The sequence below is a fragment of the Rhodococcus aetherivorans genome (assembly GCF_011058165.1).
Classification (GTDB): Bacteria; Actinomycetota; Actinomycetes; order Mycobacteriales; family Mycobacteriaceae; genus Rhodococcus; species Rhodococcus aetherivorans.
This window is the reverse complement of the sequence record NZ_JAALEG010000121.1, coordinates 1-14,463: the sequence shown is the minus strand read 5'-3', so window position 1 is coordinate 14,463 and position 14,463 is coordinate 1. Positions and strand designations below refer to the sequence as shown.

Annotated in this window: 10 protein-coding genes and 3 pseudogenes; 8 read left to right on the top strand and 5 right to left on the bottom strand. The window is 64.5% G+C overall.

From position 1 onward, the window contains the following. Positions 1 to 128 precede the first annotated feature (128 nt). Together G6039_RS27890 and G6039_RS27885 are read left to right on the top strand one after the other, a co-directional pair. Positions 129 to 1,184 (top strand): annotated as a pseudogene (locus tag G6039_RS27890) (ISL3 family transposase); the annotation flags it as partial. Between the two features lie 606 nt (positions 1,185 to 1,790). Further along, on the top strand, positions 1,791 to 2,345 hold the full coding sequence (locus G6039_RS27885; RefSeq protein ID WP_152103853.1) for a hypothetical protein: 555 nt from the start codon (positions 1,791 to 1,793) through the stop codon (positions 2,343 to 2,345). A 331-nt stretch (positions 2,346 to 2,676) separates the two neighbouring features. Here G6039_RS27885 and istB read toward each other — a convergent pair whose 3' ends face one another. Together istB and istA are read right to left on the bottom strand one after the other, a co-directional pair. Next, positions 2,677 to 3,450: an IS21-like element helper ATPase IstB gene (gene istB / locus G6039_RS27875; protein WP_043798889.1), complete on the bottom strand. Its 774-nt coding sequence runs from the start codon at positions 3,448 to 3,450 to the stop codon at positions 2,677 to 2,679. After that, positions 3,419 to 4,822, bottom strand: coding sequence for an IS21 family transposase (gene istA, locus G6039_RS27870; protein ID WP_051446030.1), 1,404 nt, complete (start codon positions 4,820 to 4,822; stop codon positions 3,419 to 3,421). Before istA ends, istB begins: the two co-directional genes overlap by 32 nt. A 164-nt stretch (positions 4,823 to 4,986) precedes the next feature. Between istA and G6039_RS27865 the strand changes: the two are divergent. From G6039_RS27865 to G6039_RS27855, 4 genes and pseudogenes are all read left to right on the top strand, one after another. Beyond that, positions 4,987 to 5,505, top strand: a pseudogene (locus G6039_RS27865) (transposase); the annotation flags it as partial. Between the two features lie 76 nt (positions 5,506 to 5,581). Continuing rightward, positions 5,582 to 5,794, top strand: a pseudogene (locus G6039_RS31520) (WD40 repeat domain-containing protein); the annotation flags it as partial. A 95-nt stretch (positions 5,795 to 5,889) separates the two neighbouring features. Next, on the top strand, positions 5,890 to 6,027 hold the full coding sequence (locus G6039_RS31515; RefSeq protein ID WP_373867482.1) for a hypothetical protein: 138 nt from the start codon (positions 5,890 to 5,892) through the stop codon (positions 6,025 to 6,027). Positions 6,028 to 6,298: 271 nt separating this feature from the next. Then, complete coding sequence (locus tag G6039_RS27855; RefSeq protein ID WP_043798893.1) at positions 6,299 to 6,802, top strand: hypothetical protein; 504 nt, start codon at positions 6,299 to 6,301, stop codon at positions 6,800 to 6,802. Positions 6,803 to 6,826: 24 nt separating this feature from the next. Here G6039_RS27855 and G6039_RS27850 read toward each other — a convergent pair whose 3' ends face one another. From G6039_RS27850 to G6039_RS27840, 3 genes are all read right to left on the bottom strand, one after another. Next, positions 6,827 to 8,134, bottom strand: coding sequence for an alpha/beta fold hydrolase (locus G6039_RS27850; RefSeq protein WP_043798894.1), 1,308 nt, complete (start codon positions 8,132 to 8,134; stop codon positions 6,827 to 6,829). 12 nt (positions 8,135 to 8,146) lie between these two features. Beyond that, positions 8,147 to 9,925 (bottom strand): S8 family peptidase, encoded by a 1,779-nt coding sequence (locus G6039_RS27845; RefSeq protein WP_043798896.1) that lies wholly within the window; start codon positions 9,923 to 9,925, stop codon positions 8,147 to 8,149. Positions 9,926 to 10,377: 452 nt separating this feature from the next. Then, entirely contained in the window at positions 10,378 to 12,771 is a 2,394-nt protein-coding gene (locus G6039_RS27840; protein ID WP_051446029.1) for a CHAT domain-containing protein, read from the bottom strand. Between the two features lie 962 nt (positions 12,772 to 13,733). Here G6039_RS27840 and G6039_RS30870 point away from each other — a divergent pair. Both G6039_RS30870 and G6039_RS27830 read left to right on the top strand, forming a co-directional pair. Beyond that, positions 13,734 to 13,811, top strand: a complete 78-nt coding sequence (locus G6039_RS30870; RefSeq protein WP_235194050.1) for an excalibur calcium-binding domain-containing protein — start codon at positions 13,734 to 13,736, stop codon at positions 13,809 to 13,811. Positions 13,812 to 14,090: 279 nt separating this feature from the next. After that, a complete protein-coding gene (locus G6039_RS27830) occupies positions 14,091 to 14,381 on the top strand; it encodes a hypothetical protein (protein ID WP_164528159.1) in 291 nt (96 codons plus the stop codon). The last annotated feature ends 82 nt before the right edge of the window (positions 14,382 to 14,463 follow it).

Sequence of the window (14,463 nt, the reverse complement as noted above, 5' to 3'; positions counted from 1 at the left end):
CGGGCGGATCGCATTCGGATTCCGCAACCCCGACAACCAGCGACGCAGGGTACGGTGGGCCTGCACCCGCCGCTCCCGGCGGAGCACACCCAGTCGGCATCAATGCCACTGCTAACTGCGAAGAGCCCCGTACCCCCATCGACCTCTTGCCCGACCGCACCGCGGACACGGTCGCAACGTGGCTGCGGGGCCGTCCCGAGGTCGAGATCGTCTGCCAGGGCCGGGCCGGCGCCTACGCCGACGGCATCGGCACCGGCGCCCCGAACGCCACCCAGGTCGCCGACCGCTGGCACCTGTGGCTGGGCCTGGTCGGCGCTGTCGAGAAGACCGTCATCCGTCACCGCGCCGACCTGAACATGTCCCTCGACACCCCTGTTGCCGGACCCGACGAGACGATGCCGTCTCCGGACACCGAGCGAGTCGCTGGCTTGGTCGAGGGCCGCATCGTCACACGCACCATCGAACGCCATGCTGCCGTGCACGAGCTACTCACCCAGGGACGGACGATCTCCAACATCTCGCGCATCCTGGGACTCGATCGCAAGACGGTCCGCCGCTTCGCCCGCGCCACCGACGCCCACGATCTGATCTCCACTGCGCGAAAGGGCCGCAGCATCCTCGACAGGCACGCGCCCTACCTGCGCGAACGCATCGACGCCGGGTGTCTCGACGCCGCACTGCTCACCCGCGAAATCACCGCACTCGGATATCGGGGCAGCGCCAAGACCGTCGCACGATTCGTCTATCCGCTGCGTGCTGCGGCCACCCCCACGCCGCCGCGCCCCGCCGCGCCGAGTGTCCGGCAGGTCACCGGATGGCTCACTCGCCATCCCGATCGCCTCACCGACGAGGACCGCACCGGACGGAAAGCGCTGCTCACGCGCAGCCCCGCATTGGCCACCACCTGCCGGCTCGTGCGGGACTTCGCCGAGATCATGGTCGGCCGACATGGTCACAAGGTGCAGGAGTGGATCGCCCGCGTCCGCCGCGACGGTTCACCGGCCTTGCGGTCCTTCGCCGTCGGTTTGCTCCGCGACCTCGATGCCGTCACCGCCGGACTGACGCTCGAGTACAGTTCGGGCCCGGTCGAGGGACATGTGAACCGGATCAAGATGCTCAAACGACAGATGTACGGGCGAGCACACTTCGACCTTCTCCGTAAGCGCGCTATCCACTACGTATGAACAAGTGCGCCAAACGAATCACGGAAAGTGCGCCAGATCCACGTCCTCCTGTCCCTTGACAATCAGCCCGGTCGAATTCGAGGAGCAGTTCACTCGGACGGCAGAAGCCGTCTGATCCCGTGTCCACTGGACGGGGGCAACTCCACTCACCGGGTCAGCTCGGAGGGCGGGACGAAGGAGACGATCTCTTTCACGAGCCCGAACGTTCAGCCGAAAAGCGGCGTGTCCTCCGACCCCCGAGGCCACCGTACGTGACCCACCTCCCCGCAGAAGGGGGCACTACAAGAGATACAAGCCAGCAAACTCCGAGTCGGTGTCACCAACGTCATGGCCTCATACATCTAGACGATCAGTTACGATTATTGCGATAAGTGGTGTTGCATTGGCCGGTTGAATCCGCCCTGGTCCCCTCTCTGAGTGCATGCGCACACTCGAACACCGACCGCCGCGGCGGGGTGACCTCTGCAACCTGGTCTAAGCATCCCGGTATAAGCCATAGATACGCAGCACAGAAATGAGAATCCCGTGTCTGTTGAATGTCAAATCTGCTCCGCGAGCCTCATAAATCGAGCGGAGTATTGGCAACACCTCAACGATGCGCACACGGTGGAGCAGGTTCTGGCCGCCCCGCCAATGGACGCAACAGTACCCCCTCAGCAAAGCCAACCTAGGAAAGGGATCGAAGTTGCGTCCATATTTGTAGCTGTTGTTGCCGTAGTGATTAGCGGGATGTCGGCTTACACTGCTCATAAGGCCGACAATCGTGTCGACCGATTGGAAAATGAACAGTTCGCCAACAAGGTGTACTTGGGCGAGGCCCCGCAGTACTTCTACGAAGATTACAAAATTGATCCCAGCGTCGTTGGCCCAACCTGGGTTGTGATGAATGCAAGCGGTACTGAGATAAGTCGGGTCTGGGTTGAAAGCAATGACAATACTCGAATCAACATCCAGGGAATTCAACGCTGTACCGCCTACTCCTTGCCGAAACAACTTGAGAATGGCCAGGAATTTGTACCCGCTGTAGTGCATTTCGAAGATCCATACGGTTCATGGAAACGCAACCGATACGGACCACTCGAAACGGATAACTCAGAGTGGCAGGACTCTACCGACGGCATTTCCGAGCGTCCCTTCGACATCAAGGACTGTAATGGCTAGCTGTAGCTAGTGCCGCATCAATGAACCTTCGCTTCGATATGGTGTGACACGCTGATCGGGTGGCTGAACGAGTACGAGTCCGGGAGATCGACGACGACGAGGGCAGACGCCTGGTGCGGATCATCCGCGGTACCGGGTCGGTGGTGACCTGGTGACGGGCGCGGATGGTCCTGTTCTCCGCACAGGGCATGGCTGTGCCGAAGATCGCCGAGGTCAGCTTCGCCAGCGCCGACCGGTTCGCGACGTGATCCACAACTTTGAGCACCGTGTGTCCGGGTACGACCTCATCTGTCGTTGTGGGTACGACCTCATGTGTCGGTGTCCGACGGTCTTATGATGCCGGGGCGTCGGGCTTGGTGACAAGGGCTTGGCGGTCCTTGAGTCGGTAGCTGGGCCCGTTGATGGTCAGCACGTCGCAGTGGTGCAGCAGTCGGTCGAGGATGGCGGTGGCGAGGACGTCGTCGCCGAGGACCGAGCCCCACTCGGTGAACGATTTGTTGCTGGTCACGATCGTCGCGCCCTTCTCGTATCGGCGGCTGATCAACTGGAAGAACATGTTGGCTTCCTCCCGGTCGAGCGGCAGGTAGCCGACTTCGTCGATCGCCAGCAGTGACGGGCGCATCAGGCTGCTCAACTGCTTGGGCAACCGCCCGACCGCATCGGCGGCTTTGAGTTTGCGGACCAGGTCGTCGAGGGTGGTGAAGTAGATCGAGTACCCGGCCTGACATGCCGCGACAGCCAACGCCACCGCGATGTGTGTCTTGCCTACTCCGGGTGGACCGAGGAGGGCGACATTGCTTGCGCGGGAGACGAATTCGAGTGTCGACAGGTCCCGGACCCGGCGTGGCTCGAGGCCAGGTTGGAAGCTGTAGTCGAACTCGTCGAGGGTCTTGTGGTGCGGCAGGGCCGACAGCTCGAGCGCAGTGCGGAAGCGCCGTGATTCCCGTACGGCCAGTTCCTCGGCGAGCAGATGGTCGAGGAAGTCGAGATAGCCCATCGAGTCCGTCTCGGCGCGGGCGGCAGCCTCGCCGGCGGTCTCGGCGGTGTGACCGAGACCGAGTTTGAGGGCTTTGTCAGTGATACGTTGGGTGACAAGAGAATTCATTGGTCTCTCCAGAGTGGTTGTGTGGTCGGATGACGTCGGCGTAGACCGACAAGGGGCGGTGGTCGACGTGAACGTGTCCGACTTTCGCCGCGACCAGTTGCTCGAGCAGCTCGACCGGCGCCGGGGCCGACGGGGCAGCTGTCCCGACGTGGCCGGGGTGCGGGTCGGGGTCGACGGTGGTGGCGCGGGTGTGCCCGTCCGGCAGGCCGGCCCAGTGCGCCGGATCGACGATCCACGATCCCTTCGTCGTCGCCCGCGGATGCACGCACAGGATCTGCCCGCCGTCGCAGGTCAGGGCGGCGATGGCGACGCTGTCGGTCCCGGCACGAACCTCGACACGCTGCCCGGCCCGCACCCGGTCGGCGGGCACCGAGTACAACGACGCCTCGAACGAGACCAACGCGTCCTTGCCGACCCGCCGCAGGTGCGCATCGGCCACCAGATACGGCTGCGCCGGCAACGGCCGCAACGCGGCGTGATCGACGGCGGCACGCTCCCCGATGAGCCGACCGTGGGTGCGATGGACCTGACCGCGGCGGATCGGCACCCAGTCGGCGAACGCCCGGTCGACGTCAGCCAGGTCGGTGAAGGTGCGGCCGGCCAGCACGTGATCGCGCACGATCGCGACCTGCCGCTCGACCCGCCCCTTCCCGGTCGGGCGATAGGCGCCGAGCACGTCGATCTCGAACCCGTAATGACCGGAGAACGCGACCGCAGCCGGGTGCAGCGGTACCGCATGACCAGGGCGGACGTGGCGGCGCACCACCGTCTTGGTGCGGTCGTAGACGACGGTGGCCGGGACACCACCGAAGTGGTCGAAGGCACGGATGTGAGCTCCCCAGAACGCGGACAGACCCATGCTGTGGGTGAAACAGCAGAACGGATCCCGCGAGTAGGAGAGCACCATGTGGAACGAGTAGACCTTGCGCCCGGAGCCGAACAGGTCCCCTTCCTCACCCCAGTCGACCTGGGCCTGCGCCCCGGGGACGGTGTCGAAGCGGCGGTGCAATCCGCCCGCGGGCAGCGTCCGGTCCGCCTCCAACTCGTCGGCAATGACGGGACGTGCTGTGCGACAGAACATTTTGACGCGTTGATAGTGGACGGTGATGTTGTAGTCGGCGGCGAGACGTTCGCAGATCACCGACGCCTTGAGGCCGATGTCGGCGCGGAGCATCTGTTCGATCACCGCGGCGGTCTCGTCGGTGATCGCCCGGGGCTGTGTCCCGGCCCGGGACGTGCCTTTCGGTGGGGTGGTCGGGGCGTCGGCGGCGAGGAAGCGGCGCACGGTGCGCCAATCGCAGCCGCATTCACGGGCGATCTCGGCGTAGGTTGCGCCGGCCTCGTGCAGTGCTGTGAAACGGCGGATGTTCATCCAGGACTCTCCATCGAGGATCATGGGCAAGGGCCACCCTTCGGGTTCGTCGACTTGGCGGTAGACGAACCGAAGGGTGGCCCTTGCCGTGGGCGAGTAACGGCAGGACTCGCCGAACACCTACATATGAGGTTGTACGTGGACCGTCACGTCAGGGTGTACGCGGACAACCGTGGGCCGAGCGCGGCGGCAAGCACAAGGATCCGGACCGGGAGCCGAGGCGCCGACGGCGGGCGACCTACACCCGCCCGCACGGGGTGCGGCATCTGTTCGCCGCCTACGACCTGGGCCGGGACCGGCTCTACGGGCACGTGAAGTCGACGAAGAACCGCACCATGTTCCTCGAGTTCTGTCGATACCTGCGCAGTCTCTACCCGGCCGAGGTCCGGATGGCGATCGTGTGTGACAACTTCGCCCCGCACCTGACCACCCGCAGGTGCCGGCGGGTGGCGGAGTGGGCCGAGGCCAACAATGTGGAGTTCGCCTACACCCCGACCAACAGCTCGTGGCTCAACCGGATCGAGGCGCAGTTCACCGCGCTGCGGTACTTCGCGCTCGACGGCACCGACCACGGCAGTCACCGCGAGCAGGCGTCGATGATCCGTCGCTACATCATCTGGCGGAACAAGCACGCCGACGACGAGCGTTTACGCAAGATCGTCGACAGGGCAAACGTAGCCTGATGGGGCACTAGCTGAACCGCAGTGCCACCTCGTCCGCACACGTCGCCGCGGACTGGCGCATTAAGCCGACGACGCGATGATCAGCGCGCTCCTCTCAAAACGGGAAACGCTCCGGATAGCACAGACGCCCGCCCCGGTCATCAGCGTGGCGTTCAGCCCCGACGGCACCCGCATCGTCTCCGGCAGCGAGGACGACACCGTGCGCCTGTGGGACGCTCGCACCGGTCAACCCAGCGGCCCCCCACTGACCGGACACACGGACGGGGTGAACGGCGTGGCGTTCAGCCCCGACGGCACCCGCATCGTCTCCGGCAATGCCAACTGGCAAGTGCTGCTTGGGATTCTCGCACCGGTCAACCCATCGGTCAACCACTCACGGGGCACATGGATTGGGTTTGGAAAGCTGTGTTCAGCCCCGACGGCAAGCGGATCGTCTCCGGAAGCAGGGACAGGACTCTGCGGATTTGGCCCAACGCGCAGGCTCAACCGGACTGCTGTGCGAAAAACTCACGACCAATATGAGCCATCAACAGTGGCGCGAGTGGGTCTCACCGGCTATCGACTACATCGCCGCCTGCCCTGACATCCCAATCCCGCCCGACGAACGTTTACGATGAGAGGAACAGCCAGATCATGAGTCCGACGAAACATCAGACCCTTAGACCGGGGCGCAACACACCGCTACCAGTTTCAGGGTCGAATCTACGGACTCCGAGCTTGAAAGCATTCAGAGCTTCATCCAGTGTCTAGAAACTGGAGCGGTATCAGGAGACTGGCCCAGGGAGGGCGAGCGATGCGCATCCCGGTCTTCATGTCGGCACCGACCACGCTGAGTCCAGAGCAGGAAGCGGTCAGGAACCGGATCGTCAAGCTCCTCAAGAGCCAAGGACTCGAGGCGCGAGCACTAGGCCGGCAGGAGTACCCGACGGACTACCCTCTGCGCGAAGTGGCGGTGATCGCCAAGCACTGCTCCGGTGGCATCATTCTCGGGTTCGAGCAGCTCATGGTCACGACCGGGATTGCGAAGCGTGGCAGTAGCGCTCAGAAGAACATCGAGAACGTCAGGATGCCGACTCCTTGGAACAACCTCGAAGCCGGCATCCTGTTCGGCCTCGGCCTTCCGCTCCTCATCTTCCGCGAGGAGGGCCTGGGAGGGGGCGTCTTTGACAACGGCGTGACCGATATCTTCGTCCAGAACATGCCGCCTGCAACTGCGACCCGAGCAGAGAGCGACGAACTCCGCGAGGTAATCCTCAAGTGGCAGTCGCGCGTGCGTGAGCACTATTACCGGCTGTGACTCCAGGTTTCCCCCGTCGCCATGTCACGGCAGACAGACCACATCCCGCAGTGCGGTGGCCACTGACATGTTTCGGACGTCACCGTGGTTGGAGATGGTTTTGTCCGCCAGCAAGTTGAAGACCTTGCCCGCCTTGAACGCGTAGCTAACGCCCACACCGGCTTTCCGGAGCACGGACTCGGAGCGGTCGACCTCGGGTGTGTGCTGTGCCCCGTTGCGTCCCATGCCGCCGTAGGGGTCGTTCTGGTCGCCGAGCGCCGATGATCTGTCCCTTGCGATGCGGGAGGCCAGGGGGTAGGCGACGCCGACTGCCTGGTCGTTCTTCGTGTGCGTGATGACGACCGGACCGTTGACGCGCACGTCGCTTAGGACGGTGCGAAAGGCGCCGTCGTGCTTCCTGTCGTACTTCGCGGCCAGGCCGTTGTGGGAGAAGGCAGCCTGGAGGAGTACAAGGCTGACCCGGGTATCTCGCTCGGGGAAAGTTGTCGCCGCCGCCGTGACGAGACGGCCTCCGAAGCTGTGCCCGACGAGGTGCATCGGCAGGTTGGGGCTCTCGCGCCGAACCTGGCTGAGCACCGAGGCCACCCCCGCCGCCCCGACCACGCTTGCCCGCGCCTTCATCGAGTAGTACGTCGCATAGTTGGCAAGGCGGCGCGCCCCCGCCTTGGCGCCGTCGACCAGGTCGCCGAGGAACGCGGCGCCGCCCGAACTCATGCCGGCCGCGCCGCCCCCGCCGGCCATCGGCAGTACGGCCACCGGTTGGGAGAAGGCAGCGAAAACCTTACCTGGGTCGACTTCGAAGAACTCGCGAGAGGCGTCGTCCTCACTCACGAAACCAGGGTCTAGCAGCGCGCGGATTTGCAGCACGTACTCCCGTCGCGCTTGGAGTGAAGACTCCAACTTAGGGACCAGCTCCAGGGCGCGGTTCACCAGGGCAGCCCTGGTCGGATCCTGCCTTGTCTCACCCAGGCGGAAGGGATCCTGCTTCAGGTCCTCGAGCGCTTCGATGAGCGCAGCGTCGCTCTGCGAGGTGGCCGATGCAGCTCCGCCGCCAGGGATCAGCGACTTGAGGGTGAACTTCTTGCTTGGCCACAGCACCCTCATCACGGCGATCCCGGACCCGCGTCCCGAGTCGGGGAGACCGACCTTTTCGAGCGATCCGAGGAGCTCGTCGTACAGAGCCGTCGCCTCGTTACGATCGTTGTTCCAGCCGTGTGAGAGCACCAGCAGGTCGGTTGCGCCCGGCAGGTCCTGCAGGAACGCGTTGACCTGATCCTCGTCGAAGACCCTGCCATCCTTGGTGAATTCGATTTCCCACTGTCCCTTCAGCATCGCCGTTCTCCTTCATACCGACTGGATGGCTCGCATGAGGTCCACAAGGCCGTGGCCCTCGAAGTAGCGCTCACGGCCCAGGGGCGTCGCGCTCTTTAAGAAAATCCGCTTCACCTCCTCCGGGCGCCCGATGAATTCACGACGAATCGAGAGGAACGCCGCGATCGCACCCGACACATGTGGTGCCGCCATGCTCGTCCCGCTGTCCTCGACGTAGTACGCCGTCGCCTCCTCGACCGCCCCGTCGGCCGCAGGCTCGTCTGCGGGCTCCTTTGACACGACGGCCCTCCCTTCGGAACTGAGGGTATCGAGCGCCTCGGCGCCCTTGGAGCCGGCAGCGCAGGAGATGATGCGCTCGCCGGGTGCCACCAGGTCGGGCTTGAGGCGGCCGTCTGCGGTCGGCCCCTTGCTCGAGAAGTACGAGATCCCGAAGGTGTGGGGGGACTCGCGATGTGTCGAGCCCACCGTGATCGCGGCCTCGGCGTTGCCCGGATCATTGATCGTGTTCGACAGCCCGACCTTGGCGACTCGTGAGCTGGTCGGCAACGTGGAGTAGCCGGTGTTCCCGGCAGCCGTGACAACGACGACCCCGGCTTGCACCAGACGGTTCACCTCGGTGCAGAGCGGGCTCTGACCACAGGCGAACATCTCGGCATCGAAGTCGTAGCCGACGCTGAGATTCACGCCATGGACGCGGAGAAGCTTGGGATTGTCGTTCAGTTTCTCACGCACGTACTCCAAGGCCCTGATTATGTCACTCGACCTTCCCCCGCCCTCCGAGTCGAGCACGCGAAGGCTCACCAATTTGCAGCCCGGCGCGACACCGTGGAAGCGCTTGGCCTCGGACTCGCCGATCGCCCTCGCCTGCGTCTCAGTGACGCGCACCGGCTCGTTCTCGTTCTCGTCGCCAGCCACGATCCGATCCTGCCGCTCCAACACGAAGTTGGTCACGCCGTCGGAGGACGCTGCGGTTCCAGAGATGATCCCGGCGACATGCGTTCCGTGGCCATAGTCGTCGCTGAGGGCGAGCACCCGATGACGGTCGATGCGCCTCTTCCGCTCCGCCTCCGAGAGTTGCCTTCCTCGGGTGTCCTCCTCGTCCGGATCGGCGGGACGCTCCCCATTCACCTCGCCGAAGCACCGGTGCAGATTCCTCACCGACGGATCGAGCAACAGGTGGTTGCGCTCGCTGCCGAAGTGCGGGTGTCCCGCGTCTATTCCCGAGTCCAGGACGGCCCAGCAGATGCCGGTGCCGTTGGCTTCGAACGAGCGCAGCGCGGCGTCCGCCTTGATCGTGGAGACGGAGCGCGAGACGTGGGGCCGAACCGGGAAGTCCGGCCACAATCGGTAAATGGTCCGGTACGGGAAGTCGTTGGCTCGAGTCGTCGCCTGGGAGGGCGTCGCCCGGCCGGCAGCGTCGACCGCGCGGGCCTGATCCGCAGCCACGAGCCGCTTCCACTCGGCCAGGGTCATCTCACATCGGAAGTACCCCTTGGAGATCTTCGTCAGATTCCACGGATCCTCGCCCGAGGATGCGGCCTCATCATTGAATATGGAGTCGAACAGGCGCCGAAAGGCGTCCACGGCGCCGGAGAGCCCGTCCACGTGCAAGACGTTGAGCTCGACGAGGTACGGTCCCCGCTCCTCTTTCGTCTCGCCGAGTCCCCAGCGCCGCCGGTTGTCTGGGTCCTCGAGGTCGGGCGGTGCGGTCTGCCGTGACAATCTGTCCGGCGAGAATTCGTCCTTCGCCTGCTGCTCGTCGCCGTTTCCTCGCTGCTCGTTCTCCGACATACCGGGCACCCCCTGTTGTTTCGTCCCGGGGTTCAGTGGAGGCTATCGATGACCCACTCGGTTGTCCGGCGGGGTCGTGTGAATTGTACTAGGTCTGCGCGACTTCGATGGGCGAGATCGTCCCGATCTCGACCACGGGCACGATGAAGCGGCGATGCGGAATGGAAAGCGATCGATTCGCACGTCGGCCCACTCCTGAAAAGGTAACCTTCCTCTGCGCGCTCGGTGTTCGCCGAAATGATCGGGACGAACAAGCGGACAGTCTGGCGGATGGCGGTCAAAACACCAATACGTCGCTTGGGCGTAGACCGTCTCTCGTCCAGCCACACGTCCCGCCGAGCTCGGTGATCGCGTCGCGAAGCCGCCGGGAGTCGTCCGCATCCTCACGCACGTAGCTGATGAAAAATGCCGGTGCGTCCGGAGTGCGCTGTTCGGTTTCGTACCGAGCCGATTCACTTCGGCGGCGGATTCGACGTTCTCGGGGATGACACGGTCTGCAGCATCATCTCGAGGAGTTCGTCCGGCCTATTCGTGGTCCCCTGAGCGCCGCGAGTGAGTGCTTCACGCACATGTTCGGGGTCCCTTGAACCGGCGTAAATGAAGTAGGGAGTCTGATCACCGCTGTCGCGCAACGCTTCAAGCAAGGTGTACCCCGCTCGCGGATCTGGGGGTCTCCCCATGTCGCTGATGATGGCATCGAATTGTTGTTTCCGCAGTTCTGCCAGAGCTTTTCCCGTTGACAAGGCGAGAACGAAATTGATGTTGTAAGCTGCCATCGATCGGCGCTCATAAACATTATTGTCCGGATTGTCATCAACCCACAGCACAAGTTTTCGACTTTTCTCTGACCGCCTTTCTTGTCCTAGGCTTTCCACAAGTTCAGAGATCTCTTCATGAGCGCGATGCTCATCGGCAGGCCGAGCCTGCGCGGCACGGGAAACCGAAGTTGCCGTGCGTGCCATGGCTGCTGCGATGCTTTTAGCTAATTTTAGGACAGCAGCACGTATCTTAGGATCGTCGGCTGGAAGGTCTGCTTGAATGCGCCAATCATACCGCTGGTGACTCGCGATTTCACGGGCAAGTGGATCACTCTTGAGTAACTCCGGTTTTTCGAGCACCGCAGTCTCTTGGAAATAGATTGGCAGAATTAGATCCTCTCTGCCTAGAGTCTTCTCGTGCTCTATAAATCGATTCAACTCGTCGCGACAGGCATCACTGGCAAAGAAGAGCGGCGTGACGATCGGTATGAGAAACGTCGATGTCGAAATGGCTTCATTGATTCGTTTCTCCCACTTCTGACCTAATTCAATGCCGTCGATGTCTTGGAAAATCGTAAAGGAATGATCGCCCGTGACAACTTGGACACCAAGTTCAAGTAAACGCCTCAATTTTGTAATTGCGCCACCGAAGAACTCGTCATCTATTCGGGTGTAGCTGAGGAACGCTTTGGGCCGATCAGTTTTGTCCACCGTTGTCGCCTTTCTTAGTTCTTCCGAGGTGTACTTCTTCTCTGGGGCCATTGACTGTGGTGCAGGCATGGCGCTGAGGTCACGTTTGCGGGCGGCGGTCTCGCGCAGGGTGGCGGTGTCGCGGTAGCCGGGAGCGAGCTCGAACAGGTCGTCGAGCAGGGCGAGTGCGGTGTCGTAGTGCCTGACGCGTAGTTCGGCGCGGGCTTCGAGGTACCTTTCGCGAAGGTAGTCAGGATCCACGGCCGGAGACTCGTCATGAGACATCCTGCGCGGGGGTGCGAGGGTGAACAGCTGGGAGGTTTCGCCGCGCACGTATAGCACCGGGGTGACCCATTCCAGAGTGTTGGGTGCGCCGAGGATGGAAACCCGGCCGCTGCGCACCGCCTCGTCGACGCCGCGGCCGTGCGCCAGGGCGGTGTAGAAGCCGCGGGCGAAAGCCAACGCTGCCGAGTCGCTGATGGTGAACTGCATCGCGGCCACCGCGCTGATGCCGCTGTGCACCAGCGCAGCGGCGGTGCCGGAGAACAGATCCTGCGTGCCGGCTTCCCCGGAGGAGCAGGAGTTGAGCACCACCAGGCGCGGGGTGGGCGTGGCCTGGTCGAGCAGGTCGGCCAGGGCCTCGGCCTCCACCAAGTTCGCCCGGCCGCCGGGACCGACCAGGGCGAGAAGTCCCTGATCCCGGGTGAGGTCGTAGTCGCCGTAGCCGATGAAGTGCAGCACATGCCAATGGTCGGCCAGCAGTTTCTCCTGCACCGCCTCCCAGCTCGCCTGCGCCAGCCACTCCAGCTCGATTCGGCCCTCAGTGATGGGGCCAGCCAGCGCCTCGGACAACCGGTCCTGTTCGGCGGAGACATCCAGCGGCGGCAACCCGCGGGGCGAGGCGACGAGTCCGAGCACCCGCAGCGAGGTGTCCACTTCGAGCGGGTCGGGGGTATAGGGTGCCGGGACGTGCCGGACCAGCGGCTCCCTGCGGCAGATGTAGTGACCCGTCTCGGGGTCAAACAGTGCCTCCCACGGCAGGGCAGCCAGCTGCGGTACCGTCAGGCGCAGCACCACCCGCAGCCGTTCCCCGCGTTGTTGGGCCACCCCGAGGCTGGCTCGGTAGGCGCCGGCGACCTCACCGCTGAACAGGGCGGTGAACAACTCCAGGCCCACCCGGCGCAGCTGGTCTTCGCTGCGGGACAGACCCCGCCCGGAGCCAGCGACTGTCGAGGCCAGCACCGTGGTCTCGATTGCGTCGCGCTTGTGCAGCAGCCGCTCGATGTCCAGGTGCATGGGTGCCGAAGGCTCGCTGCCCGACGGGGAGTTCACCACCCGGGTGGTGAACTCCCCCGGGCCCGCCCCGGCACCGATCTCGAGCTCGATGGCACAGGCCATGCGTCCTCCCCTGTCGCGCCACCCGCCGGTGCAGAACCCGGTGAAGAATCTGCGTACCCGGCTCGCCCACCCGGCGCCACCAACTGGGAACCCTTCCCTTTCAGGCTAGACCGCGACATCCGTGATGTATCCGATTTGGAACAGCAGTGGAGTCTTTCCGTCTCTTCGGGCTTTACGGCTCGAGCCGTGGAAATCCGGCGTTGTCCACATTCAGCGGTTGGTGAGGCGATGATAAATCCAGGCGCTCGGCGGCGAGGCCATGAATATCAGGGTGGAGACGGTGGTCTTTCCCCTCGAGCGGGGCGGGACGTATTGGCGCGGGAGGACACCGACGACAGGTATGGCGGTGTCGTCGCCCGCGGCGGCGGGGCGTGATCGGCCAGTTGGCCGGTCTCGTGGCCCCGCCTGAGGAGGTCCGGGTGCAGTTCGGCATGGAGCTGAGGGCGAAGGCGGGGCGATCATGGCCTCGGCGGGAGCCACGGCGGAATTGAGCATCAAGCCGGCGTGGCATCCGCGTTCGGTCGAGGCACCCAGGCTCGACGGTGGTGACCGCACCCCTCGATCGGGCAACTGACCGGTCCATCGTGCCCGGGACTGCGCCGAGGCAGGAAGGGACCTAGAGACCGGTGTGAGCTGACACGGCAACCGAGCGTCGAGGCCGCCCGCGCCGGGGTCGCCAAGTCTTACGTCTTCGACCACACACCAGTGCAGCAGTATCCGGCGATCGTCGCCGCCGAGGACCAGGCCCGTACCAGCGGCACCGGCCTGTGGCCCGTACCAGCGGCACCGGCCTGTGGGGACCGCCGTGCCACGGCGCCACCGACTCCGTGCCCCTCGCCCCGGCCCCTGCTCCTGCGCCAGCCCTGACTCTCCCACCGGTTCCGGCGCCGCCGCCCGCGCCTGCTCCCCCGGCAGAATCGGGTGTGTCCTATAAGAACTGCTAGCAGGCCCGCGCCGCCGGTGTGGCGCCGCTGTACCGAGGCGACCCCGGCTACGCCGCGCACCTGGACCGCGACAACGACGGCATCGCCTGCAAATGACCACGACACCACCGGGCGATCCGATCGGACGGCTGGAGGCGGAACTGGCCCTGCTCACCGACCTCCGTCGCCGACTGTGGCGCAGCGAAGGCGCCGACTTCCGCATCCCGACCCGGGTCCTCGACGCGGTCCTCGACGAGCGTCACCGCATCACCCAGCCCGAATCCGCCCGACGGACTGAAGATTGGCCCGAAGAACGCTCGACGACGCGCCTCGTGGCCACCGCCGACCCGATGCCCTACCCGATGTCCCCATCCCTCCTGCCGAAAGGTGAGCGCCGTGGCCTCCCGTGTGTATCGGTCCGCGTCCGAGGACAACTACCTGCGGTTGAAGGAGCGCTACGACCCGGATCTGGCCGTGGGGGTGGCCCGCGACTACCTCGATGCCGCGATCGCGCAGCCCCGCGACACCGTCGTCACGCACTGGTCGATCAGTTGCCTGCCGTCGACGGGACGCGGCGGGCGCCTGTTCACCGTCAACGTCGGCGCACTTGAGGGCGCCTATCTGTGGATCCTGCGGGAACGCTCAGCCGGGATCCACCGCGGGTGTGACGGTGTGAGCGTGTCGTAGAACGCGAGAGCCCCTGCCGGGCAGGAGAATCTGAGTTACCACACAAAGATTCCGGCACCAGAACAGAGGCATCTCGCAGGTG

Coding starts and splice junctions, on each gene's coding strand:
- istB (WP_043798889.1), bottom strand. CDS start 3,450: ATGAATTCTCTTGTCACCCAACGTATCACTGACAAAGCCCTCAAACTC.
- G6039_RS27845 (WP_043798896.1), bottom strand. CDS start 9,925: ATGTCGGAGAACGAGCAGCGAGGAAACGGCGACGAGCAGCAGGCGAAG.
- G6039_RS27855 (WP_043798893.1), top strand. CDS start 6,299: ATGCGCATCCCGGTCTTCATGTCGGCACCGACCACGCTGAGTCCAGAG.
- G6039_RS27850 (WP_043798894.1), bottom strand. CDS start 8,134: ATGCTGAAGGGACAGTGGGAAATCGAATTCACCAAGGATGGCAGGGTC.
- G6039_RS31515 (WP_373867482.1), top strand. CDS start 5,890: ATGGATTGGGTTTGGAAAGCTGTGTTCAGCCCCGACGGCAAGCGGATC.
- istA (WP_051446030.1), bottom strand. CDS start 4,822: ATGAACATCCGCCGTTTCACAGCACTGCACGAGGCCGGCGCAACCTAC.
- G6039_RS27840 (WP_051446029.1), bottom strand. CDS start 12,771: ATGGCCTGTGCCATCGAGCTCGAGATCGGTGCCGGGGCGGGCCCGGGG.